The sequence below is a fragment of the Candidatus Eisenbacteria bacterium genome (genome assembly GCA_013140805.1).
Classification (GTDB): Bacteria; Eisenbacteria; RBG-16-71-46; order RBG-16-71-46; family RBG-16-71-46; genus JABFRW01.
In genome coordinates, this window is record JABFRW010000089.1 from 1 (window position 1) to 23,628 (window position 23,628).

The following is a 23,628-nucleotide window of genomic DNA, read 5'->3' on the forward strand; positions in this document are numbered from 1 at the left end:
CTCTCGGGCGACAATCAGCAGAAGCTGGTGGTCGCGCGCGAGTTGTCGCGTCAAGCGCTGGCGGTGATCGCGGCGCACCCGACGCGCGGGGTGGATCTCGGTGCGGTCGCCGCGATTCACGCGCGCCTGCTCGCCGCCCGCGCCGCCGGTCGCGCGGTGCTGCTGGTGTCCTCCGAACTCTCGGAGATCCTGGCGCTCAGCGACCGGATCTTCGTGATGCACGCCGGACGCCTGGTTCACGAGACCACGCCGGGCGAAACCGACGAGCGCACACTCGGCCTCTTCATGTGCGGCCGTGAACGGAGCCGCGATTGAGCTCACCGCCGCCGCACGAACAGCGCGACGAACGAGTGACGCGCGGAACCCGCGGGTTCGGCTCCAGCCCGCGCGCCAGCTCCCAGCCGGAGGCGAGGGCGGCCGCGCGGCTTCGCACCCGGCTCGAACTCGCGGCGACGCTCGGGGCACTGCTGATCGCGTTTGCGATCGGAGGCGTCTTCATCGCGCTGATCGGCGAGAACCCGTTCGAGATCTACGGCCTGATGCTGCGAGAAACCCTCGGCACCGGATACGGCATCGGTCAGACACTGTTCAAGGCCACACCACTCATCTTCACAGGACTCGCGGTGGCGTTCGGGTTCCGCGCCGGGCTGTTCAACATCGGAGCCGAGGGGCAGCTCTACCTGGGCGCATTCGCCGCCGCACTGGTCGGAGTCGCGTGGAAGGACGGGCCGTTTCCGCTCCTGCTGGTGCTGTGCCTGGCGGCGGCGGCCGGTGCGGGCGCGTTATGGGGCGCCATCCCCGGATGGCTCAAGGCGCGTTTCGGCGCTCATGAAGTCATCAATACGATCATGCTGAATTTCATCGCGTTCGCGCTCGTCTCCTACCTCGGCCACGGACACTTCGTGCCCGCCACCGTCCACACCGCCGAGATCGGTGCAGGCGCCCACATTCCGCGCCTCTCGGCGCTGCTGCCGGCGCTCAAGGGCTCACCCGCGAACTTCACGCTCGCACTCGGTGTCGTGCTCGCGGTGTGGGTCGGATTCGTGCTGTTCCGCACCCGGCGCGGATTCGAGTGGCGCACCCTCGGCTTGAGTCCGGGTGCCGCCGAGTACGGAGGCGTCGCGGTCGGGCGCGCGCAGGTCGGAGCGCTCGCACTGTCGGGAGCGATCGCGGGACTCGGCGGAGCGAATTTCGTGCTCGGCTACAAACACTTCTTCGAGCTGGGCTTTTCGGGCGGCGTCGGATTCCTGGGCATTGCGGTCGCCCTGCTGGGACGCAATCATCCGCTCGGAGTGGTGCTCGCGGCGCTGGTGTTCGGAGTGCTCGGTCACGGCGGACTCGCGATCAACGCCCGCGTCCCGCGCGAACTCGTCAACATCCTCGAGGCGCTCGTGATCCTGTCCGCCATCGGCATCGCCGCGGTCGCCGAGCGACGCTTGAGAAAGTTCGCATGATCGAGTCGCTCGCGTTCCTCGCCGCCGCACTTCGCATCAGCGTGCCGTATGCCCTGGCGGCGATCGGCGCGACCTACAGCGAGCGGTCCGGAGTCATCAACATCGGGCTCGAGGGCATGATGTTGAACGGTGCGCTCGGCTACACGCTCGCCGCGTGGCCCACCGGTTCACCCTGGGCGGGACTCGCGGGCGCGCTCGCCGCGGGCGCACTGACGGCCGCGCTCCACGCCTGGATCACGGTGCATCTGCGCGCCGATCAGATCACGAGCGGCCTCGGAATCAATCTGCTCGCCGCCGGGCTCACCAAGTTCGTGCTCAATGCGGTGTTCCACTCTTCGTCCCACTCGGAGCGAGTGGCGGGCTTCGAGCCGATCGCGGCACTCGAATCGTTGCCGGCGCTCGGGCCGGTGCTCGGCGCTCCGTTGCTGTGGATCGCGGTCGCCATGGTGCTGATCGCGCACCGCGTCCTGTTCGACACCGTATTCGGTTTGCGCCTGCGCTCGATGGGCGAGCACCCGCAGGCCGGGGCCTCGCTCGGACTCTCGGTGGCACGCTATCGCTGGGCCGGAGTTCTGATTTCGGGATTGTTCGCGGGCCTCGCAGGTGCGTGGCTCGCAAGCGAACAGCAATCGTTCACTGACGGCATGACGGCCGGCCGGGGCTACATCGCGATGGCGGCAATGATCGTCGGCAAGTGGAATCCGATCGGCGCGGCCGCCGCGTGCCTGCTGTTCGGTGCGGCGGAAGCGCTGCAGATCGCGCTACAGGGATCGGCGTTTCCGAGCGAGCTGTTGCAGATGCTCCCGTATCTGGTGACCATGCTGGCCCTCGCCGGATTCATCGGACGCGCGCAGGCGCCACGCGCACTCGGAACCCCCTTCGACCCGGAAAAGGCCTGAATCCCATGACGATCGATTCCGCCGCCTTGCCCGGCGTTCCCGAACATCTCGGCCAGCGCGTCGCCGAGGCCGTCGCGGCGATTCGTGCTCGAAGCCCGCGGGTCCCGAGCGTCGGGCTCACGCTGGGTTCGGGGCTCGGTGGTGTCCTGGATTCGATCGAGGACGCGACGCTGTTCGAGACCCGCGATCTTCCTCACTGGCCGGCCTCGACCGTATCCGGGCATCGCGGGCGCCTGGTGCTGGGGCTCTGGGAGGGTGTGCCGGTGGTCGCGCTCGCGGGCCGCAGCCATCGCTACGAAGGCTATTCGCTCGATCGCGTGACTTTCGCGGTTCGCGTCATGATGGCGCTCGGGGCGCGCACCATGATCTTCACCAACGCGGTCGGCGCCATGAATCCGCGCTTCGAGCCGGCCGACGTGATGGTGGCGACGGACCACATCAACGGCATCGGCCGGCGCGGACTCTTCGAACCGCACGAACTGGCCGAACGCCGGATGGGGCGTCGGGTCGCGAGTTACTACGATCCCGAGCTGCGCGAGGCGCTGGTCTCGGCAGGGCTCGAAACCGGCACCCGGGTGCATCGAGGAGTTCTCATGGGCGGGCACGGTCCGACCTACGAGACTTCGGCCGAGGTCCGAATGGCAGCCGAGATCGGCGCCGACGTGGCCTGCATGAGCACCGTGCACGAAGTCACGGTCGCAGCCGAGCTGGGCGCTGCCACCGCGAGCCTCTCCTGCATCACCAATCAGGCCACCGGGCTCTCCCCGACTCCGTTGACCCATCGGGAGGTCACCGAGGTCGCCGATCGCGTGGCCGGGCGGCTGCGGACGCTTCTGGGGCAGTTTCTGCGGAGTCGCCGAACAAGATTGGCGACTTAGCCGCTTGTTCCGGCGCACTTTGCGCTTCCCGAACCCACTCTCCTTGCGGTAGCCTTGACCTGCCGTTCGCCCCCACTCGGGCAAATGGCGAGAGGCCTTCTGGGAGTGCATCTGCTTCCGGCCCGGCCCAAAACCCCCAGTACCGACCCGACTCACCGTCGGGACCCCCTCGGAGGAAACACATGAAACGGCTACTCGCTCTGACCTCTGTTCTCCTCGTTTCTGGCGCCAGCATCGCCGCCGCCGCGGTCCCGGGGCTCAATCTGAACTACGCCAATTGCACCATCAATGGCGCGGGTTCGGATCGCACCTTCGCGTGCAACGACAACCAGACGAGCTTCAGCCTGGTCGCCTCCGGCCAGCTCGGCTTCACGATCGCTGACTTCGTCGCCACTTCGGCGGCGGTGGACGTGACGGTCGGTAGCCCCTCGATTCCGGCCTGGTTCCAGTTCGGACCGGGTGGCTGTCGTGAGGGTGCGCTGGGGCTCGGAACGCTTGGCGTGCTGGCGGGCTGCACGAACCCGTACTCGGGCTCCAATCAGGCCGGCGGATTCGTGATCGAGCCGGGTTCGGCTCCCAATCGCTTCCGTGTTCGCCTCGACTGGGTGCGTGACACACCGGCGGCATTCCAGAGCAACACCATGAACGCGCTGTTCCTGCTCCAGCTGTCGACCGCCTCCTCGTTCGACGACGGCTTCGGCATGTGCGCGGGCTGCAACGTGCCGGCGTGCTTCGTCGTCAACGCGGCCGAACTGTTCAGTCTCAGCCAGGGCCGTGTCGCGATCATCGAGCAGGGCGACCTGCGCAACTGGGCGACCTGGCAGGGCGGCACCGGTGACTGTCCCGGCGCGACGCCGACCCGCAATGCGACGTGGGGCGCGGTGAAGTCGCTGTACCGGTAGTCCGGTTTCGAATCTGCAACTAAAAAGGACCGCCCTCGCGGGCGGTCCTTTTTGCGTCTTCGCGGTCCGCACCCGGTGCGCGGCTAGTGGAGGATCTCCACGCGCTCGATGCGATCGCCCTGGACGATTCGGCTCGCCACGTCGAGTCCCCGCGCGACCCTTGCGAAGATCGTGTAGCGACCGTCGAGGTGGAGTTGCGGCGAGTGCGTGATGAACCACTGGCTGCCGCCGGTGTCCTTGCCCGAGAGCGCCATGCCGACCATGCCGGGCTCGTAGCGGAGTCGGTTGTACTCGCAGCGAATCGTGTAGCCGGGGCCGCCGGAGCCGGTGCCGGTCGGATCGCCGTCCTGGATCACGAAGTTGGGCACCACGCGATGCACCGCGAGTCCGTTGAAGTAGCCGCGCTCGGCGAGCCGCACGAAATTCTTCACGGTCTGAGTCGCCTCGGCGTTGAAGAAGCTCCACTCGATCTCGCCACGAGTGGTGTGCAGCACCGCGCCGCGGGCGCTCGAAGCGGTTGCGAACTCGGGTTCGGGGGCCGGCCTCACAGTCGGAGCCGGATGCGCGCGTTCGAGACTGTCCGCGAAGCCCCGTCCCGCCAGCTCCCGCACCGCGTCTCGCAGCGCGTTCCGCACGTCGGCATCCGCTGCTGCCGCGCGGGTCGCGAACGCGCGTACCAGATCCGGAACGCTGGCCGAGTCACCGAGCGTCTGGAGCGCGGCCGCGCACGAGGCGGCGAACAACACCTCGCGATCGGCGAGGCCCGCGCGCAGGCGGGGCGCCACCGCGCGATCACGGCGTTCACCGAGCAGGTCGACCGCGGTCGTGCGCACGAACAGGGGCCAGCGCTCGTCGAGTCGCGCCTCGAGCCAGCGCCGCACTTCGGGCGTCTGCACGCCGGCCAGTCCCTGCATCGCATTCACCCGTGCGTAGACCGACGAGTCCTCGAGCACCGATTCGACCCGCGTCCACGCCGAGTCGCCGCGATGCACCAGCAATGCACGCGCGCACTGGCCGCGGGTGGCGGCGTCGGAATCCGACAGCCCGCGGGCCAGCGCCGCGAACACCGAGTCACGATCCGCCGGCGATGCACTTGTCAGCAACGGGCGCTCGCCGAGCGCGGTCGCCGCGGTCACGCGCACGTAGGGATCCGGCGCCGTCAAGCGTCGCGCAACCGCATCGGCGCACTCCCGGCACGCGGTGTCGCCGATCGAGGTCAGCGCCCGCAGCGCGTTGATCACCACCGCCGGCTCGGCGTCGGCGAGTGCTTGCATGAGGTACGCGTTCGCACGTGGCGATTTCTGCCGACCCAGCGTGCGCACGGCGTAGGCCCGCACACGCGGCGACGCGTCCTCGACGTGGGTGGCCGCGATCAACAGCACGCGCTGCGGCGCCACCACCTTCTCGAGCGCCCACAGCACGCGCCATCGGACTTCGGGATCGGGATCGTTGTGACGCGACAGCAACGCGTCGAGGGCCGTCGAGTCCGCGAGCCGCCACAACGCGACCGCCGCTTCGGCACGACGCCGGGCGTCGGGCGCGCCGAGCCACGGCAGGATCGCGGGTGTCGCGGCCCGATCGCCGAGCTTTCCGAGCGCCTCGACCGCGAGTCGTGCGGTTTCGAAATCCGTGTCCAGAACGCGGCGCTCGAGCGCTCCGCGTGCCGAGCGGTGGCCGATCTGGCCGAGCGCGAACACCGCTTCGCGCCGCACTTCGGCGACGCTGTCCGCGAGCAGCGACAACACCGCGGGCACGGTGGTCGAATCCTGCAGCCGCCCGACCGCGAGGGTCGCGCGGGCGCGGACCGCAGCGCGCGAATCCGCGAGGCCGGCGCGCAGCTCGGGCTCGAAGCGCCGCGCATCCTCGGCGAGCGCGAGGCTCCGCTGCTCGGCTGCACTCAGCGTGTCGACCGCGGGCACGGCAACCGCGGCCGGATTCTCACGTTTGACGACTCCTCGCGCGTGCCCGCTCGGCGCGGCGAGTGCCACAGCCAGCACGGCGATCCACAGGGCGGCCGGTCTCATGGTCGGCGGCTCAACCTTCTTCGTCGACGCCGCGCGGGCGCCGCAACTTGATCATGCGAAGCGTGGTGCTGGCCTGGGCGGCGGGGTTCTTCGCGACCACCCGGCACAGGTAAGTGCCGTTCGCGATCACGTCGCCTTCGGTGTCGCGGCCGTCCCACGGGATCTGGTGGTAACCGGGCGCGAGCCCGTGCTCGACGCGTTCGTAGATCAACCGTCCACTGACCGTGAAGATGCGGATCAGCACGTCGGCGGGCGCTCCCGACTCGAGCACGAACGACAGGTGCGTGCCGAACTTCTCTTCGAACGGATTTGGAAAATTGAGCGCGCTGACAAGCCGCATCTCGCTGACGCCGACCGTGACGCGGAATGAATGGTCGCGCGGCGTGCCGCCCGCGACCTCGAGGTGCACGTCGTAGCTGCCCACCGAATAGGGGGCATGCGACCACGACAGCAGCCACTCGCGCCCCGACGCGTCGCCGTTCGCGGGCGTCGGGGTGAAGGCCTGCGCCTGCGAACCGACGGTGAGCGTCAGCTCGGTGCTCGGATCGATCGGAGTCGGCGACAGCACCAGCAGCGACAACTCGGCGGTCGGCGGCACCGCATCGCCGTTCGCGGTCGGAGTACCCGACAGTCGCAGCTGCGTGAAGAACTCGAAGGGCACCTCGAAGCTGCTCGAAACCCCGTAGCGATCGACGGTGCGGAACACGTAGCGAACGTCGACCGGTGCGAGCGTGGTGCGGTGCACCAGCCGGAAACGGCGCCCTCCCGAGCCGCCGACGCCCGTGTCCGGAAACGCCGGCGTCAGCGTGTAGTCGGTGGAGGGAATCGTGTCGACGACGGCGCCGCGCTGGCGCTCGAGCACCACGGCGGTGATCTGCACGTTCGAGATCAGGTCGGCATCGAGCCGCAGGGTATCGCCGGGCGTCTGCAGGCGGACTGCGAGTCCACTCGTGACCACGGTCTCGTTCGCCTTCACCACCGCCTGCGGACGGCCGATCGAGAGCCGAGTCGCGGGATCGCCGAGCAGGTTGTACGTCATGCCGACGCCGCGCTCGGCGCCGCCGAAGGGGCTCACGTAATTGAGCAGCGCGAGACCGATGACCTCTCCGAGCACCACTCGCGAGCCGCGCTGCGAGGGGCTGACGCCTTCACCGAACGTGGCATCGAACGGAGGATCGCGAAACATCGCGCGGCCCAGTGCGGTGTTCACGTGCTGGCCACCGAAGCCCGGCATGATCTCGTAGCCCGAGGACGCCCACGAAGCGATCGCGCCACTGCCCGGCAGCAACACCATGTCCTCGCCGAGGCTCGGACCACGCTCGTCTTCGTTGTCGCCGGCGCGCGCGAAGGCGTTCGCGTGGCATGAGAACGCCGAGAACAGAAACAGGCTGTCGCCATTCGCGAGGTTGCGTGAGTCGTCGTTGCCCGCCTGGTTGACGTACAGGTCCTCGTGCGCGAGCACGAACTCGTTCGCGTGTCCCTGGTAGTTCCACCACATCACGCCGGCATTGACGCGCGACAGCAGTTGCGGCGTGACGCCGGCATGCGTGCGACCCTGGACCGCCGGCAGGTCGGGCCGGCAGCCGGTCTGCGGCTCGCCGGCGAGGTACTGCCGCAGATAGAACTTCTCGATCTGCGTCTGCGCGAGTCCCGACTGCTCCGCGATCACGCGTGCGAGCGTATCGCTGATTTCCTCGAACACCGGCTCGGCGCCGTTGAAGCAGTAGCCGGACGAGCCGCCGCCACCGCCGAAGAACGATTCGCCCGAGAATGCGTCGTCGGCGCTCAACAGCACCTTGCGGCGCCACTCGGGCTCGCGAGTGAAATCCTCGTAGCCGACGATCTTGCTCACCATGTCGACGACCTGTTGCGCGTTCTGCGCCGGCAGCCGGCCGACCGCGAGTTCCGGCACGTCGGCGATCACGTCGTCGACGTCGCAGGTGTTGTCGATGCAGCCGTACCAGGGATCGGCGGGGATCAGCTCGCGCCCCTGCGCCACTCCGACCGGACCCGCGATGTCGAGCGTCGGGATCCAGTCGATGCTCGAGGTACTGAGCAAGCGCTGCGGATCCTGATTCGCATCGCCCACCAGCAGCACGTAGAAGCTGTTCCAGTTCTCGAACGCGAAGCGCGCAAAGCGCTTGATCGCATGCGGGGACTTGCGACCGCCGTTGAACTCGTCGTAGATCCCCTCGGCGGGCGCCACCACCACGCGATGTCCCTGCGCGGCACGGTGCGCGACCAGCGGCTGCACCGCGGCGAGAAACGCCTCCGGCACCACCACCAGGTAGTCGCCGCCTGCTGCGCTGGTGAGCTGGCGTCGCGTCACGGCACTCATTCGAGAGGCCGGAATCAGCTTCGGAACCGTGAAGACCGCGTACTTGCGCTGCACTCCGGTCGCGGTCGAGTCCTGCCAGTCGAAGTTGTATTCGCCAAGCGTGGCGCCGGGTGTGACCTGCGCGAGCGTGTCGACGACGTCGAGTGCGACCGGACTCTGCGGGTTCGTCACATCGTAGGCGTGAACCTCCTTGCCCTGCCGGCTGCTTGCGAACGCGATGCCGCGCAGCTGGTACTCGCCGGCCAGATTGCCGCTGTTGCAAGGGAGGTTGTTGCGCAGCGCGCGATACGCACGCCAGTAGGTGACGTCGAAGTAGTTGAGTGTCGCGCGCGCCACCGCATTGGTCACCGGATTCGGCGTGCCGGGCTGACTGCCCCACACGCGGATTCGGTTGACGAGTCCCGCACCGAGCACGCTGCCCGGGAACGACGAGCCGCCGGTCGCCGCGACCTTGAAGCTCCAGGTCAGCGAGTCGATGAAGCGCGTCGGGGTGGCGCCGGTCCCGTTTCGGACCTCGGCCCACACGGCGTGGCCGGTGTTGTAGAGACCCTGGAACGTCATGTCGATCCGCGCCGGCTGCGAGTTGTCGAGATGGTTGGTCTCGAAGAACAGCGTCTCCGGCGGGTTGTAGTACGTCAGCTCTCCGACCCAGTAGTAGCGATCACTGAGCGTGTCCAGCGGAATCCGATTGAAAGAGAAGTTGCGCTCGAAACGCTGCCGCCACGGATACGATGCCGGAGGCGTGAGCCCGGTGAGATTGCGCCAGCTCGGACGCCGCGGCATGCGCAACCCGGAACCTGCGAGCTGCGTGACGTAGATCACCTCGGCGTCTCCCCACTGCCGCTGCGCCTGCGAGACGCCGCTGCGCTCGGCCCAGTTCTGGACACTCAGCAACACGCGATCGGCGGCGTCGAACACGCCGTTGCCGTTGCGGTCGTCCATGTCGATCGGCAGCTCGACCGTTTCGTAGGGCGGTGTCACTCCGTCGACGAACTCATGGCGATGGACACTGACGTTCGCGATCGGGACGCCGGCCGGATAGCCGGCCGCCGAGAGCGTCAGATAGTCGAGTCCGTAGAAGCCGGTCGTGTCGACGCGAACCCGGATTTCCGGGAAGCCTTCATCGAACGCAGCGGCTCCCGCGAGTCGACCACCGACGCCGGTGCGACCCAGCTCCAGTCGTGCGGAACGCGCCAGTCGCGGCGCCGCGCGCCACCCGCGTGCCTGGGCCGGATTCGCGAGGGCGCGGTCGAGCACCGCATCGAGGTGCGGGTCGGGGGCCACCACGGCGCCTTCGAGTGCGGTGCGCGCGGAGCCTGTCGCTCCCACGAAGTCGACTCGCACGTCCAGCTGGCGCGTCGAGTTGAGTCGGCCGGAGCGCTCGTCGTAGGAGAACGGATGGATCGCGACCCGGGCGAGCCGATGATGGCGAAACGGAAACGGCTCGCTGACCTGGACCTGCGCGAGCGGCCAGGGACCCTCGGTGAGCGGAGCCACCGGATCGCGCCGCGGGATCTCGCTTCCGCCGGCGGGTCCGGGCGAAAAGGCCGGCTGAGCGCTCGGCTCGAGCCGCACCTCGCGCGTGGCCTCCCCGTCGCGAGCGATCACGCGTGCCACGACGCGGGCCCCGGGGGGAATCGCTACCAGCGTGCTGGCGTAAGGGAGCGGCGGCCGGCCCGCGACGTCGGTGCGCTGCAGGCCGGCGACTCCGATCCGGAATCGACCTGTCTCCGTTCCGGGAGTCAGATCGAAGCCCTGCAGTTCGACGCGCAGCGTCACACCGGTTGCGTCCGAGGCGATCACCCGCACGCCATCGGCCCGTGCGTGAGCGACCGCGAGACTCAAGGCGCCTAGCGATAGCCACGCGGTAAGAGCGCCGCGTGTGAGGGCGAGAAGCAGGGGGCGGGAGGTCATCGGGAAGGGCGAGCTTATGGACGCTGCAAGGGAGCGGTCAAGACTGAGGCGCCCGGACCGTCCGCGGACCTCGGCGCGCGCAGGCATGGTAGGATCGCCGGCCCCAACTGGCAGGAGGAGAGGCATGAGTCGGTCGCTCCGATTCTCGATGTGCAGGTGGATGGCGGTCTGCTCGGCCGTCGTGGCGCTGATCGCGATGGCGAACGCACCGTCGGCCGCGCCCGTCGCCCGACGCGGCGCTCTACGCTCCGGAACCCTACCCGACACCGTGCTGGCGGTCGTGGGAGGCAACCGGCCCGTCACGGTGGCGGCGTTTCGCGCCGCGTGGCGGCAGGTGCCCCCGCCCGGGCGCGCGGATTCTCTTACCCCGGAGTCGGCCCGGGAGTTTCTGGATCTTCTGATCGGCAAAGAGCTTCTCGCCGCACGCGCGATCAACCAAGGCGTCGCGTGGGCGCGCACCGAGAGCCTCCAGTTCAAGGCCTACCGCGACAATCTGCTGATGCGGGCGGTGCTCGACAGCCTGATGGACGACGTGGCCCGCGAGAAGCTCGCCGGCGGCGACACCCTGCGGGACCCTCAGATGCTGGGGATCGCGCTGCGGGAACGCACCATCCCGGCGCTCCACTGCCAGTACGATCAGGGACTTGCCTCGCGCCTGGCGGAGCTCTGGGGCGCCCTGCCGCGCCCGAGCCCCGATTCCTCGATCATGGCGCAGGTGCGACTCCTCGGAGCATTGCCGAACATCCCGCCGGCCGACACCGGAGGCGTGCTCGTGAGTTCGGATGAGGGTCCCTTTCGCGCCAGCGATCTGCTGGAGCACTGGCGGCGCACCGACCCGATGTCGCGGCCGCGAATTAACTCATCGGAACAGATCCTCGATCTGGCTCGCAACGGGATCTTCGAACGCTGGCTGCGACGCGTGGCCTCGGAACAGCATCCGGAACGACGTGCCGATGTCATCCACCGGCTCGATGATCGGCGCGAGTTCCTGAGCGTCAACCGCCTGGTGCAGCGTGACGTGTACGGCAAGATGAATCGCGATTCGCTCGTGATCCGGGCGTGGTACGCGCAGCATGTCGATGACTTCGACATCCCGGATCGCTACGAGCTCGCGAAGCTCGTGATGCCCGATCGCGCGCAGGCCTCGAGTATGTTCATGGAGCTGCGCGATCGCGTACGTGCCGACAGTCTGATCGCGCGCGGTCGCCGCGGCGGGGTCGAATACCGCACCGAGATCACGGCCGAGTCCGACAGCGCGCTGTTCGCACTCGCGCATCGTGTCGGGCCCGGGGCCGCCGTAGGCCCTGACTCGGTCGCCGGCGGCTGGCGGGTCGCACGCGTTCTCGAGTATCGCCCCCGCCGCCATCGCACCTTCGAGGAGGCCCGGACGCTGGCCGAGCGCCAGTATTCGAGCATCGAGGGCGAGCGACTGATGCGCGAGTACCTCGACCGACTGCGCCGTGACACGGCGGTGCAAATCCATCCACGCGCGGGCGACATCGCGGCGTCTCATCCTTGACCCTGTTCACCGTGATTCCTAAGCTCTCACGGCTTCGCTCCCCCCTCTTTCGGCCTCACTCGTACTTGCGGAGAACTCTGGTGATCACCTCGCGCCGGCCGGTTGGCCCTCGCTTTCCAATGATGCTCGTCGCGATCGTCTGCTTCGCGTTCTCGCCTCACATCGCGCACGCCCAGACTTCGGCCACCCCGCCGGCGTCCGGAAGTTCCGGCAAGGCGGCCCCGGGCTGGAAGCCGGCGCCCGAGCCCGAGCACAAACTCGCAAACGAGATCCCGGACACCACGCTGCTGCTTCAGGTTGGTACCGAGAAGGTGACCGTGCGCGAGTACATCCGCCGCTTCTACTCGTCCTACCCCGAGCAGCGCCCCGACACCGACAGTCTCGGTCGTCTCCAGTTCATGCAGACGCTCGAGAACGGCATGGTGCTGGCACGCGTCGCTCGCGATCGCAACCGCCCGCTCGATTTCGCCGAACGCGCCTCGATGCGCGAGCACACGGATCGGGTGCTCTCGAACGTGCTCTACAAGCGCTCGGTACTCGACTCGGTCGTCGTGACCGATGCGGATCTGCGGGAATTGCACTCGATGCTCAGCACCGAGATCCGCCTGCGTGAAATGGCGTTTCGAAACCGTGCGCTGGCCGAACAGGTGCGGGATCTGCTGGTGGCCAAGAAAATGACCTGGGAATCGGCCTACAAGCAGTACAACCAGCTCGCGAGCAAGAGTGCGGACGGTGATGCCGGCTGGGTCAAGCGCACCACCGGCGATCCGATCATGGCCGAGCAAGTGTTCCGGCTTCAGAAGGGCGAGATCTCGAATCCGTGGCAGGACTCCAACGGCGTCCACCTGGTGCAGTGCACCGACACGCGTGTGGTCACACCGCCGCCGTTCGGCGTCGTCGCGCCGCGACTGCGCGAGATGATGCGTGCTCCACGCATGGGCGATCGCACCGAAACGATCTCGCGGCTGCTGCGCGATCGCATCGAGATGGTCTACGACACCGCGAACGTGGTGTGGACGGCGAACCAGTTTCAGGAAACGATGAAGATCTCGAGCACCGGTGGCGCCCCGGTGATCTCGCTCGGCGCCCAGATGCCGCGCTTCGACCTCGCCGATACCAGCAAGGTGCTGGCGCGCTTCAAGGGCGGCCGATTCACGCTCGCACAGTTCGTCGAGGCGTACCGCTCGGTCAATCCGGTCGCACGCCCCGCCGTGAACACGCCGGACCGCCTGCGGCAGCAGATCGACGCCGTGGTGCTCGAGCCTCAGCGTGCCCTGCTGGCCGCGGAACGCGGCTATGCGAAGGACCCGCTGGCGGTCGAGTGGATCGAGAAGCGCCGCGAGGAGCTGATGGTCGATCGGCTGTTCCAGGACTCGGTGCAGAACTACGTGTCGGTGAGCGAGTCCGACGCACGGCGCTTCTACGAGCAGCACCGCGCTCAGTACATCACGTATCCGAAGGTGCGGTATGCCGTCATGGCATTTTCGACCCAAGGTGCCGCCGACTCGGTGGTCGCGCAGCTCAAAGCCGGAGCGCGGCTCGATCAGTTCGTGCGCGCGGATTCGATCGCCAGACGTCCGCGTCGCGGTTCGATCCGCGAGATGCGCGCGAACGAAGAGGGTCAGACCTTCCACACCCAGTTGTTCCAGGACTTGAAGCCGGGCGAGCTGTTGCTGAACGGTCCGGACGAGAAGGGCGACTACCTGGTTCTGCAGTCACTCGACTTCGATCCCGGCCACCAGCTGTCGTTCGAAGAGGCGTACTCGATGGTCGACTCCGCGCTCCAGAATCAGAGGGCCGACGAACTGCTGGATGCCTTCCTGGCCCGTCAACGCAAGAAGATCCCGATCCTTCGGCGCGATGACCTGCTGCAGCGCTTCACGCTGCGCGATCCGAGCCTGTCGGCGAGTCAAAACTAGCGAGTCCAGCTTCCGGGTGCGGCGCGGAACTCGGCGCACACCTTCGAAGCCGGTGAGTTCCAGCTCGCGAAGCGGCGCACCGGGCGGCCCAGCACGCTGGTCCCGTCGCCGAATTCGCTGAAGCTGAATTCGCCGCGCTGGAACTCGATGCACACCGGCTGCCCGCAGTTCTCGTCCATCGGCGAAGCGGCCGGAAAAATGATGCGGGCGAAGCAGTACACCTGTCCGGGCCGAATCGGGGCGGCCTGATCGAGCGGTACCGCGAAGATCACCTCCAGCTGCCCGCTTTCGCGGGTGCGGCGGTAGTTCGGTGCTCCCATGCCCTGTGCGCGGAACCCGCGTGGAAGTCCCCAGGAGCTGTCGGCAGGAAACTCGATGCGAATGTTGCGACGGTTCATGGTGCCGCCGCCGAAACTCCAGTAGGAGCTCAGGGAGTCCCCGCGAGTCGCCCGGAAGTAAAGCGAGATGTCCATTCCAATGAAGGTCTCGCTCGACTGCCCCGGGTCGTAGCTCACGTAGAGCGTCTCCGGGCTCGCCTCCCCCGAGCATTCGATCACCACGTTTTCGACCGCGCGCGAAACCCCGTGGGGTGCTCGCCAGCTGAGGAACAGGCTGGGCGGCACGCGCATCGCGGAGTCGGTGGAAGCCGACACGGCAGCCGCGGCCTTGACGGCGGTGGGCGCTGCCTTACGAGACGTCGATGCCTCGGAGCGATCGGGCTGGAAAGCGAATGGCACGGCCAGGAACGCGGCGATCCAAAGCAGTCGATTCAAAGCTCGGGAGTCCTTTCGGCAATCGGCGATTCACGGGAGCGACGGAGGCGATTCCGCCCGAAATGGTAACGGAAACGGGACGGCTTCGGTGGAAGCCGTCCCGCTTCTTGACTGCGCGCTGACCGGAAACTAGCGGTAGAGCGCCTTGATCTGACCCCAGGTGCGGTTGTGCGTCGGGGTGCCGATCGGGCAGATGTCCGCCCCGACCTGGCCGCCGTTGTAGGTCGCCCAGCTGCGAACGTCGGCCGACTCGAACGTGATCGACGGATCGGCGTTCGAGAACACCTCGAGCGAGTTCAGCACGAAGCACGCGGCGGTGGCACAGCCGGCGCATACGCCACCAAATCCCTCGTCGAAGCTGCCCGACGAATTGATCTGGAGCATGAAGGCCGAGTAGAGCGTGTTCGCAGTCAGCGCGAACGGCGTATCGCGGATCTGATCAACACGAATTCGCTGGTAGTTCGGCCCCAGCGACGAGGGTTCGATCACGAGCGCACCCAGCTGATTCGAGCCGCTGTACGGGTTCGTGCAACCGCCGAGCGTGCCGACCGATGAGGCCGCCATCGCACCTTCGCGGCAGCCGCCCGTCGAGAACGACCACCACGCGGGCGTACCGGCATCATTGACGCGAATGTCGAGCGCGCCCGAAACCGCGACGAAGTCCGCGATCGCATTCGCGACGCGGAACGAACCCACCAGGTTGAACGTGGCCGCGTTGTCGTCACACGCGAAGACACGGTTCTCGCTGGTCGGGGTGATACCACAATTGGTCCAACCCAGATTCGAACCCGGAACGGCAGCGTGAGCGGCCGCAGCGGTGAGAAGGGTGGCGGCCAGCGCTGCAACGAGTAGCTTCTGCATGGTTCCCTCCGGCAGAGTGTCGAACGACGGGGATTCATTCACGGCCGCTATGGCGCGCGACGAGGCCTTGCCGAACGATCCCTCATTCGTCATTGAGCCCGGTCTCCCCGAACCACGGTTTCGTGGTCTCCGTGTTCGGCTGTTTACGCCGCGATGGGTCTGCGCGAGTCGCCTCGCACCCACCCACCACTTCGCAGGCGGGACGATAGCTCAGCATCGCCCCCACCGCAACGGCCGAAGCCCCGTCTTCAACGGCGAGTCCGCCTCTGCCCCGAACCTCACCGTGCCTCGCACTTCCAGCGTGTGTCGGCTTCGGGGTTATCGGCCTGCGACCGCAGCACCTGTAGACATCGTTTTCGACCGGCTGGGGCGGCAACGACCCGTGGGGCGAACCGTTCTGCGAGCGGTGAAGCGTGTCCGGACGAGGTCGCCGTCCTGACGCGAAACGGGCGACCGTCTTTCGACGATCGCCCGTGCGTGAAAACTGCGAAGCTCGACTACCGGTACAGGGCCTTCACACCGCCCCACGTGTTGCTGCGGGTCGGGGTCGGAAGTTCCGGGCAGGTGCTGCCGGGAATTCCACCCTGGTACGTCGCCCAGTTGCGGACGTCGGCGCCGTAGTTACCCAGCGAACCGCCGAGCAGGCTGAACGCTTCGAATCCGGTGAGTACGAAGCACGCCGGCGTCGAGCAGCCTGCGCACGAGCCGAAGCCTTCGTCGAACGCGCCAACCGTGCTGATTCCGAGCACGAGGCCCGAGTACAGCGTGTTGGCCACAAGCGCACCGCCCGTGTCACGCACCCAGTCGGCGCGGAAACGGATACGGTTCGGGCCAGCGGCACTGTCGAACACATAGCCGCCGGCCTGGTTGGCACCTGAGTAGGTGTTCGTGCAGCCGCCGAGCGCGCCGATGGTTCCGAGCGCGACAGAACCCTCACGGCACTGTCCGGCACCCAGCTGCCAGTAAGCCGGCAGTGCGGCACCTGCGACCGCGAGGTCGATCACCGTCGAGACACCGACGAAGTCCGACACGGCGTTCGGCACGCGGAACGACACGACCAGGTTACGGGTGAGCGTGTTGTCGTCGCAGGCCAGCGCGATGTTCGAAGACGTCGCGGTCAGACCGCAGTTCGTCCAGCCGAGATTCGCGCCCGGCGCTGCCGCCGACGCGATCGACGCACCAAACAACAGGAGCGCCGAGCTGAGCAGGAGAAGCTTCTTCATGATTGCCTCCGGGGGGACTCGATAAACGTTCGGGGGAGAATGTTGCTCGAGGAGAGGCGAGCAAAGCGGCACAGAAGGCGAAACGGGCGACCGCCTCACGACGATCGCCCGTTCGCTTGAAGAGTGAAGCTTGGACTACCGGTACAGAGCCTTGACACCACCCCACGTGTTGCTGCGGGTCGGGGTCACGCCCGGGCACTCGCCGCCAGGTCCAGGAATTCCACCCTGGTACGTCGCCCAGTTGCGGACGTCGGCGCCGTAGTTGCCCAGCGAACCGCCGAGCAGGCTGAACGCTTCGAAGCCGTTGAGCACGAAGCACGCCGGCGTCGAGCAGCCTGCGCACGAGCCGAAGCCTTCGTCGAACGCGCCAACCGTGCTGATTCCGAGCACGAGGCCCGAGTACAGCGTGTTGGCCACAAGCGCACCGCCCGTGTCACGCACCCAGTCGGCACGGAAACGGATACGGTTCGGGCCCTGGCTGCTGTCGAACACATAGCCGCCGGCCTGGTTGGCACCGGAGTAAGTGTTCGTGCAGCCGCCGAGCGTGCCGACGGTTCCGAGGGCGACAGAACCCTCACGGCACTGTCCGGCACCCAGCTGCCAGTACGCCGGCAGAGCGCCACCAGCAACCGCGACGTCGATCACGGTCGAGACACCGACGAAATCCGACACGGCGTTCGGCACGCGGAACGACACGATCAGGTTACGGGTGAGCGTGTTGTCGTCGCAGGCCAGCGCGATGTTCGAAGACGTCGCGGTCAGACCGCAGTTCGTCCAGCCGAGGTTCGCGCCCGGCGCTGCAGCCGACGCGATCGACGCTCCCATCAGCAGAAGCGCGGAGGTAAGCACGAGAAGCTTCTTCATTGTTGCCTCCAGGGGACTCGTAAGACTTTCAGGGGGAATTGTTACCGGTGAATCGGTGACGCAATCGAATCTTCAGCCATCACCACCTCTCGGGTTGGAGTCACAGCTCCACACCGCGAGTCGGTGAGCGTTGCCCTAGGGCGCGCAGACCGACAGGGCGGCGCAGCTGTTGAGCGAAGCGTTCGAGAAGCGAACGTTGAGCTCGGTGGAGAGATCGACCGGATTCACGAAGCCGTCATCGTTGAAGTCCGAGCGCGAACGGTACGACGCGCTGAACGGACCACCGACGACACTGAAGCGATCGTTGAGGACGAGCGACACGTCGACGGCATTGACGCCGGCGGCGCCGTTCTGATCGAACGCCTTGACGCGCAGCGAGCCCAGCACCACACCGTCCGCACGAACCTCGGCGCACTGCACGTTACCGAGACCAGCAGCCGGAGCTCCGCTCGTACCACCGCCCACGTTCAGAGCGTGGCCGACGACACGGAAATTGGCGACGCCCGAGGCGTCCGTCACAGCGACAACAGCCTTGTCGACACAGCTGACGCCGACACCCGCGTGCGGCTGGGTTCCACAGAGGCGGAACTCACCGGTGCTGGTGCAGGTGCCGAAGCGAATCTCGACAGTGCTGTTCTGAACCACGCCGCCGAGTGCATCACGGACGACGATGTTCTTGTCGACCTGCGGCTCAACCACCGCAGAGTTGTTCGTGCTTCCGAGTCGGATGAACAAACCATTCAGACTCGAAGTTCCAGCGCTCGGCACACCCGCAAATGCAGCACTCGCGGTGAGGAGGCCGCATACAGCAAGGAGCGTGGCCTTGCGAACCGAACCAGTCATCGTTGCACCTCCAAAAAATGGGTCCCTGTTGCTGAAAGAAGTCATGCAAGGCTCAGTTGCAAGCAATCAGGTCTGGCTGCGAGCCACCTCCTTTCGAACTCGCGGTCAGCGATCGAGTTCGAGTATGCAGGCACAGGTATCTTTTGCGATAACAAGGCGTTCCAAGACAGGAGAAAGTCTAGGCGGCCGGTTAACGCGCTGTCAAGGAAACTATTGTGCCTTTACTCCGGCCTTTCGGCCGTTTCACTGCCGCGCCCGTGGCCCGAAGGGCCCGGACCTGATCCTGAAACCTGAGCTAAGCAAATCTGCCGAAAATGGTGGGCGAAACAGGGTTCGAACCTGTGACCCCTTGCTTGTAAGGCAAGTGCTCTACCAGCTGAGCTATTCGCCCTGTTCCTCGCCCCGCCCGCGGAAAAGAAGCGACGCCGGAATGAGCACGCAATAGCCCACCACCAACGCGATCGGCGCAAGGGTTGTAGAACCTTTGGAGAGCGCAAGATAGCCGATGATCAGTGCTCCAACCCCCAACCCCAACAGCACGGTGTTGAGAGATCCCCAGGAGAACCCGAGATCAGCTTCCATTGGCTTCCGCAGGCTGCGCGGTCGCGTAACACTGGGCTTCGTGGACATTCCGATCCTGCTCCTCACCCGCCGCAGCGGAGAAACGAACAGCCGATGGTCACGGGTCGGTGCGAACCGAACCGGGATCATCGGCTGTGCCGGTGCCTTGTGAGGGGCCCGGGGCACGTCGATCTCGATCCCAGCGTGGATCGCATCCTGTGCCGCCGCCTCCATTGGGGCGTAGGACTCAAACCCCACGGAGCGGACTGCGGTTCCTGCTTTCTTGCAGATCCCTGTCGTGTCGACTGGGAGCTGTCACCACACTCTCGTCCCGTCTCCCGGACGGCAAATACGAGAGGTCGAGTGCTACGTAACGATAGCGCAGAGACTTGAGTGCCGTCACTAGCTGATTTCGAGCACCCGTCTTGAAGCCTCCGGACGAGGTCGGCGACCCGTTCGCGTGGCCGGTTCAACCCGCTGCGGGAGGCGTCACCGGGCTGCGATCCGTCGAATCGCGTTTCGGCAGCGAGTCCATCGGAGGTCCGGCAGGCGCGCGCGCGCGGCGAATGTTCTCGAGATGCCCCTCGTAGGTGGGCGAGAACCAGTGCGTCCCGTCCCCCTTGGCGACGAAGTAGAAGTCGCGAATCCCGGGAGAGGCATCGAGGACCGCCAGGATACTCGAGCGTCGCGGATTGCAGATCGGTCCGGGAGGCAGACCGGCGTGCGTGTAGGTGTTGTAAGGCGATGCGTAGCCGAGATCGCGGAAGTAAAGGCGCGTTCGAGGTCCGCGGCCGATCGCGTATCCGACGGTCGGATCGGCCTGAAGGCGCATTCCGGCCTCGAGCCGATTCAAGTAGACGCGCGCGATGCGGGGGCGTTCGAACTCGCGTTGCGCCTCGGCCTCGACGATCGAAGCCAGAATCAGCACCTGATAGAGCGTCAGATTGTGCGGCAGCGAATCGCGCCCCGCTGCAGCATCCCTGAGCACTCGCTGGGTGCGCGTCACCATGGTTCGGAAGGCGGCCTCGGGCGGAGTGTCCGGAAGGAATTCGTAGGTATCGGGCGCCAGATAGCCTTCGAGACTCGGTGCCGTGATTCCGAGCGAATCGAGGAACTCGCGACGGTGCGCGAGCGAGTCGAATGACGAAATCGGAACCCCGAGATGATTCGAGAGCAACAGACTGACCTCGGTGAGCGTGAGGCCTTCGGGAATCGTCACCAGGCTGAGACCGCTCATGCCACGGGCGAACAGTCGAAGAATCTCCGGCACCGTCGTGCCGAGCCGGAACGAGTACTGCCCCGCCTTGATGCGGCGATCGAGTCCCATCAGCCGTGCGAGCCCATGGAATCCGACCGTGCTGCGGAGCAGGCCGACCCGTTTGAGTTCGTCGCCGACCGAGCGCAGCGACTGCCCGCGCTGCACGATCACGACGCGACGCTCATCGAGCGGCGAGACTCCCGCGGGCAGGAACAGGTCGGCAGCCACCAGCACCGCCGCGCCCAGCAACAGCAGCAGCGCCCAGCGTCCCGGTCCGAACGCCTTGGGGCGCGTCATCGCCCGGCATCCTCGCGCGCGATCGCGAGCCGGCGCAGGAACCCTTCGAGCAGCGCGACGGCCGCCGCCTGATCGACGCTGCCTTTATGGTGTCCGGTGCGGCGGCCGGTTTCGTGCAGACGCCGGGTTCCCATCACCGAGGTGAGTCGCTCGTCCCAGGTATCGACCGGCATTGCGAGCTTCTCCGCGAGTCGTGCGGCGAACGCTTCTGCAGCGTGTGCGGCCTCGCCGCGCTCCCCCGACAGATGCAGCGGTAGTCCGACCACCACCCGCTCAGCCTCCCGTTCGACCACCACCTCCGCCACGCGGGTCACGGCATCCTCGAGATTGCGAACCATCGCGGTCGGGAGTCCGGTCGCGATCGTCTGCGTGGGATCGCTGATGGCTAGCCCGATGCGGCGCTCACCCCAGTCCACCGCGAGGATCCGTCCCAGGATCAAGCTCAGGCGGAGGCGACCTTGCGCGGACGGCGCTTGAAGAGCCGGCACCAGGTACCGGTGGGGCCGAACTCGTACTCCACTCGATCCATGCACGCCTTCATGATGAAGATGCCGCGGCCGCGCGCGTCGAGCAGATGCTCGGGCGAGGTGACGTCGCCGTTCACCTTGCCGATGTCGAATCCCTTGCCGTCGTCGTGCACCCGGATCTCGAGCTCCTCGGGACCGAGGTGGAACTCCACGTCGACCGCCTTCGAGGCGTCTCGGCCGTGACCGTGCTGGATGGCATTGGTGCCGGCTTCGATCACGGACATGCTGACCTGCGCGCATGCGTCTTCGTCGAAGTCGCAGCGTTCGCACAGGGTCTGCGCGACTCGATCGAGCACGCCGAGCAGATCGAGGCGGCTCGGGATGCGCAAGGACACGACTTCCGATATCGGCAGTTTTGGAGTCATGAAGGGTCGAAGGTCGGAGGCGTGCCGTTCCGCCCTTCGCGAAGCAGCGCGAGGGCGCGGGCCAGGTCGGCCGGCCACGGCGATCGAAAACTCAGCGACGATCCGCGTACGGGATGATGGAACTCGAGCACCTCGGCATGCAGCGCCTGACGCCCGAGCACGCTCAACAGCGAGGTGGCGAGGCTACGCTCGGCCGCCGGCCTGGACAACTCCTTTTTCCGGCCGCCGTAGAGCGGGTCCCCGATCACCGGAAATCCCAGATGAGCGAAGTGCACGCGGATCTGGTGCGTGCGCCCGGTGCCGAGCTGTGCCGAGACGCGAGACGCGGTGCCAAAACGCTCCTCGACCCGCCAGCGCGTGCTCGCCACGCGGCCCCCGCCGCGCACCACCGCCATCCGGGTGCGCACGTGCGGATCTCGCCCGATGCGAGCCTCGACGGTGCCCTGGGCCTCGCGCGGGTCGCCCCAGATCAGCACGCCGTAGCCGCGCTTCACGTGGCGCGCTCGCAACGATTCGACCAGCACCCGGTAGGCACGCGCGCTGCGCGCCACCACCATGAGGCCGGTCGTGTCGCGGTCGAGCCGATGCACGATGCCGGGCCGTCCGGGGCCGCCCACCGTCGCGATTTCGGGGTAGCGATGGAGCAGCGCATGGACGAGCGTGCCGGTGCGGACCCCCGCGCCCGGGTGCACCACGAGCCCGGCGGGTTTCTCGATCACGATCACGTCCTCGTCCTCGTGCACGACCGCAATCGGCAGGTCCTCGGGAATCAGCTCGAGAACTCGGTCGGGAGGCGGCTGCAATACGACTTCCTCGCCGAGCCGCAAGCGATGCGAGGCGCGCACCTCTGCGCCATTCACGCGCACGCTTCCCGCCTCGATCAGATGCTGAATCGCAGAGCGTGAGAGATCGTGCTGCGCGGCAGCGAGGAAGCGATCGATCCGCTGGCCCGCCATCGATTCGTCCACCGAATAGCGCTGGAGTTCGGCCATGATGTCGGTCGCCGCGGCGGGGCCGTGGCGCGACCTCTAGGAAGCAGCCGGATCGCGGCCGACACCGGCCGGATCATCGGCCGGCAGCTTGGCGATCGAAGGCGCGTCGTGCGGCGAGCGCGCGAGGGCGAACAGCACGACGCCGATCGTCACCGCGGAGTCCGCCACGTTGAAGACCGGAAACTGCCACTGCCGCCAGCTCAGCAGGATGAAATCCACCACCTCACCGGTGGCGAGCCGATCGATCAGATTTCCGACCGCGCCCCCCATGACCAGGGCGAGCGCGAGCTGACGTGCGAAACCGTGTACGCGCCGTGACAGAAACAGCCACAGGATCGCCGCCACCGCTGCGATCGAGAAGATGTAGTACGGAAACTTGACTCCGGCTCCGAGTCCGAACGCGACGCCGGAGTTCCGAGTGAAGGTGAGCTGCACCAGCTCTCCGATCACTTCGACCGGTGGGCGACCCGCGAGTGCCCGGCTCGCCCAGTCCTTGGTCCACTGGTCGAGACCGACGATCGCCGCTGCGATCACGAGGAGCCGCAGCAGGGACTGGGTCATGAGACGCCGCGCTGCTCCCGCTCTTCCTTCTCCTTGCACGACAAGCACAGCCTCACGTACGGCATCGCCTCGAGCCGCGCGCGAGCGATCGTGCGCTCGCAGATCTCGCAGCGGCCGTACTCGCCCGCGTAGAGCTTGCGCAGCGCTTCGTTGATCTCCATCAACAGGCGGCCCTCACTCGAAGCGAGCAGGAACGCCTTTTCACGTTCCATCGCGTCGGTTCCGACGTCCGCCATGTGGAACGAGTAGCCCGACAGATCGCCGGCGCTGTCGCGCTGGTTCACTTTGAGGACCGTGCTCTCGAGATAGCCCATCTCTTTCATGACGCGCTGACGCTCGGCCAGCAGCAATCGTTCGAATTCCGGCCGGTCCTTTTCCGTCACGCCTTCGACTCCACGCTCGGTGGCTGAATGGTCACGCGGGGTGCGCGCCGCGGCCGGCGCGTCGCGGCGAGGCGTGGAGACCAGGGGGCGCGAACTCACGGCGCGGGCGATGGCCTCGGGCGGCAGTGCGCCGATCGGGCGCGACTCGAGTACGCGCGGCTGCAACACGCGAACGATCGACTTGCCGGTCTTGACCTGCTTTCCGCTCTTGAGTTCGGCCGCCGTGACGCTGCGCGGCGCCGCGGCGAGCGCGCGCGCTGCGGCGGCTCGGCC

General features: G+C 67.1%; 21 protein-coding genes and 1 tRNA gene. 7 read left to right on the forward strand and 15 right to left on the reverse strand.

Annotation, left to right across the window (positions count from 1 at the left end; genetic code table 11):
• The 5 genes from HOP12_07765 to HOP12_07785 all read left to right on the forward strand — a co-directional run.
• Positions 1-315, forward strand: a 315-nt coding sequence (locus tag HOP12_07765; GenBank protein ID NOT34051.1) for a heme ABC transporter ATP-binding protein, incomplete at its 5' end; no start/stop codon positions are given.
• 224 nt (positions 316-539) lie between these two features.
• The gene (locus HOP12_07770; protein NOT34052.1) at positions 540-1,454 is read left to right on the forward strand and encodes an ABC transporter permease; all 915 of its coding nucleotides are present in this window, start codon (positions 540-542) and stop codon (positions 1,452-1,454) included.
• Positions 1,454-2,353, forward strand: coding sequence for an ABC transporter permease (locus tag HOP12_07775; protein NOT34053.1), 900 nt, complete (start codon positions 1,454-1,456; stop codon positions 2,351-2,353). Before HOP12_07770 ends, HOP12_07775 begins: the two co-directional genes overlap by 1 nt.
• Before the next feature lie 5 nt (positions 2,354-2,358).
• Positions 2,359-3,231 carry a purine-nucleoside phosphorylase gene (locus HOP12_07780; GenBank protein ID NOT34054.1) on the forward strand — a complete coding sequence of 291 codons (873 nt, stop codon included), beginning with the start codon at positions 2,359-2,361 and terminating at the stop codon, positions 3,229-3,231.
• A 182-nt stretch (positions 3,232-3,413) separates the two neighbouring features.
• Positions 3,414-4,133: a hypothetical protein gene (locus HOP12_07785; GenBank protein ID NOT34055.1), complete on the forward strand. Its 720-nt coding sequence runs from the start codon at positions 3,414-3,416 to the stop codon at positions 4,131-4,133.
• 83 nt (positions 4,134-4,216) lie between these two features.
• On the opposite strand, the gene HOP12_07790 is transcribed toward HOP12_07785, so the two are convergent.
• Together HOP12_07790 and HOP12_07795 are read right to left on the reverse strand one after the other, a co-directional pair.
• Positions 4,217-6,157: a hypothetical protein gene (locus HOP12_07790; GenBank protein ID NOT34056.1), complete on the reverse strand. Its 1,941-nt coding sequence runs from the start codon at positions 6,155-6,157 to the stop codon at positions 4,217-4,219.
• Between the two features lie 10 nt (positions 6,158-6,167).
• Positions 6,168-10,340: a hypothetical protein gene (locus HOP12_07795; GenBank protein ID NOT34057.1), complete on the reverse strand. Its 4,173-nt coding sequence runs from the start codon at positions 10,338-10,340 to the stop codon at positions 6,168-6,170.
• Positions 10,341-10,533: 193 nt separating this feature from the next.
• Between HOP12_07795 and HOP12_07800 the strand changes: the two genes are divergently transcribed.
• Both HOP12_07800 and HOP12_07805 read left to right on the forward strand, forming a co-directional pair.
• On the forward strand, positions 10,534-11,928 hold the full coding sequence (locus HOP12_07800; GenBank protein ID NOT34058.1) for a peptidyl-prolyl cis-trans isomerase: 1,395 nt from the start codon (positions 10,534-10,536) through the stop codon (positions 11,926-11,928).
• An 80-nt stretch (positions 11,929-12,008) separates the two neighbouring features.
• Positions 12,009-13,847 carry a hypothetical protein gene (locus HOP12_07805; GenBank protein ID NOT34059.1) on the forward strand — a complete coding sequence of 613 codons (1,839 nt, stop codon included), beginning with the start codon at positions 12,009-12,011 and terminating at the stop codon, positions 13,845-13,847.
• Here HOP12_07805 and HOP12_07810 read toward each other — a convergent pair.
• The 13 genes from HOP12_07810 to HOP12_07870 form a co-directional block, all read right to left on the reverse strand.
• On the reverse strand, positions 13,844-14,620 hold the full coding sequence (locus tag HOP12_07810) for a hypothetical protein (protein NOT34060.1): 777 nt from the start codon (positions 14,618-14,620) through the stop codon (positions 13,844-13,846). The two genes, HOP12_07805 and HOP12_07810, sit on opposite strands and share 4 nt — an antisense overlap.
• A 129-nt stretch (positions 14,621-14,749) precedes the next feature.
• Positions 14,750-15,481 carry a hypothetical protein gene (locus HOP12_07815; GenBank protein ID NOT34061.1) on the reverse strand — a complete coding sequence of 244 codons (732 nt, stop codon included), beginning with the start codon at positions 15,479-15,481 and terminating at the stop codon, positions 14,750-14,752.
• Positions 15,482-15,978: 497 nt separating this feature from the next.
• Entirely contained in the window at positions 15,979-16,704 is a 726-nt protein-coding gene (locus HOP12_07820) for a hypothetical protein (protein ID NOT34062.1), read from the reverse strand.
• 135 nt (positions 16,705-16,839) lie between these two features.
• On the reverse strand, positions 16,840-17,568 hold the full coding sequence (locus HOP12_07825; protein ID NOT34063.1) for a hypothetical protein: 729 nt from the start codon (positions 17,566-17,568) through the stop codon (positions 16,840-16,842).
• Positions 17,569-17,703: 135 nt separating this feature from the next.
• Entirely contained in the window at positions 17,704-18,411 is a 708-nt protein-coding gene (locus tag HOP12_07830) for a hypothetical protein (protein NOT34064.1), read from the reverse strand.
• Positions 18,412-18,726: 315 nt separating this feature from the next.
• Positions 18,727-18,802 (reverse strand) — tRNA-Val (locus HOP12_07835).
• On the reverse strand, positions 18,793-18,993 hold the full coding sequence (locus tag HOP12_07840) for a hypothetical protein (GenBank protein ID NOT34065.1): 201 nt from the start codon (positions 18,991-18,993) through the stop codon (positions 18,793-18,795). The genes HOP12_07835 and HOP12_07840 overlap by 10 nt, the downstream gene beginning before the upstream one ends.
• A 448-nt stretch (positions 18,994-19,441) precedes the next feature.
• Positions 19,442-20,527 (reverse strand): endolytic transglycosylase MltG, encoded by a 1,086-nt coding sequence (gene mltG / locus HOP12_07845; GenBank protein ID NOT34066.1) that lies wholly within the window; start codon positions 20,525-20,527, stop codon positions 19,442-19,444.
• Entirely contained in the window at positions 20,524-20,943 is a 420-nt protein-coding gene (gene ruvX / locus HOP12_07850; GenBank protein NOT34067.1) for a Holliday junction resolvase RuvX, read from the reverse strand. Before ruvX ends, mltG begins: the two co-directional genes overlap by 4 nt.
• Before the next feature lie 26 nt (positions 20,944-20,969).
• Positions 20,970-21,389 carry an ATP-binding protein gene (locus HOP12_07855; GenBank protein NOT34068.1) on the reverse strand — a complete coding sequence of 140 codons (420 nt, stop codon included), beginning with the start codon at positions 21,387-21,389 and terminating at the stop codon, positions 20,970-20,972.
• A gap of 26 nt (positions 21,390-21,415) precedes the next feature.
• Positions 21,416-22,411 (reverse strand): RluA family pseudouridine synthase, encoded by a 996-nt coding sequence (locus tag HOP12_07860; GenBank protein ID NOT34069.1) that lies wholly within the window; start codon positions 22,409-22,411, stop codon positions 21,416-21,418.
• 36 nt (positions 22,412-22,447) lie between these two features.
• Positions 22,448-22,972, reverse strand: coding sequence for a signal peptidase II (gene lspA / locus HOP12_07865; protein NOT34070.1), 525 nt, complete (start codon positions 22,970-22,972; stop codon positions 22,448-22,450).
• On the reverse strand, positions 22,969-23,628 hold a 660-nt coding region (locus tag HOP12_07870; protein ID NOT34071.1), incomplete at its 5' end, for a hypothetical protein. The genes HOP12_07870 and lspA, both read right to left, overlap by 4 nt.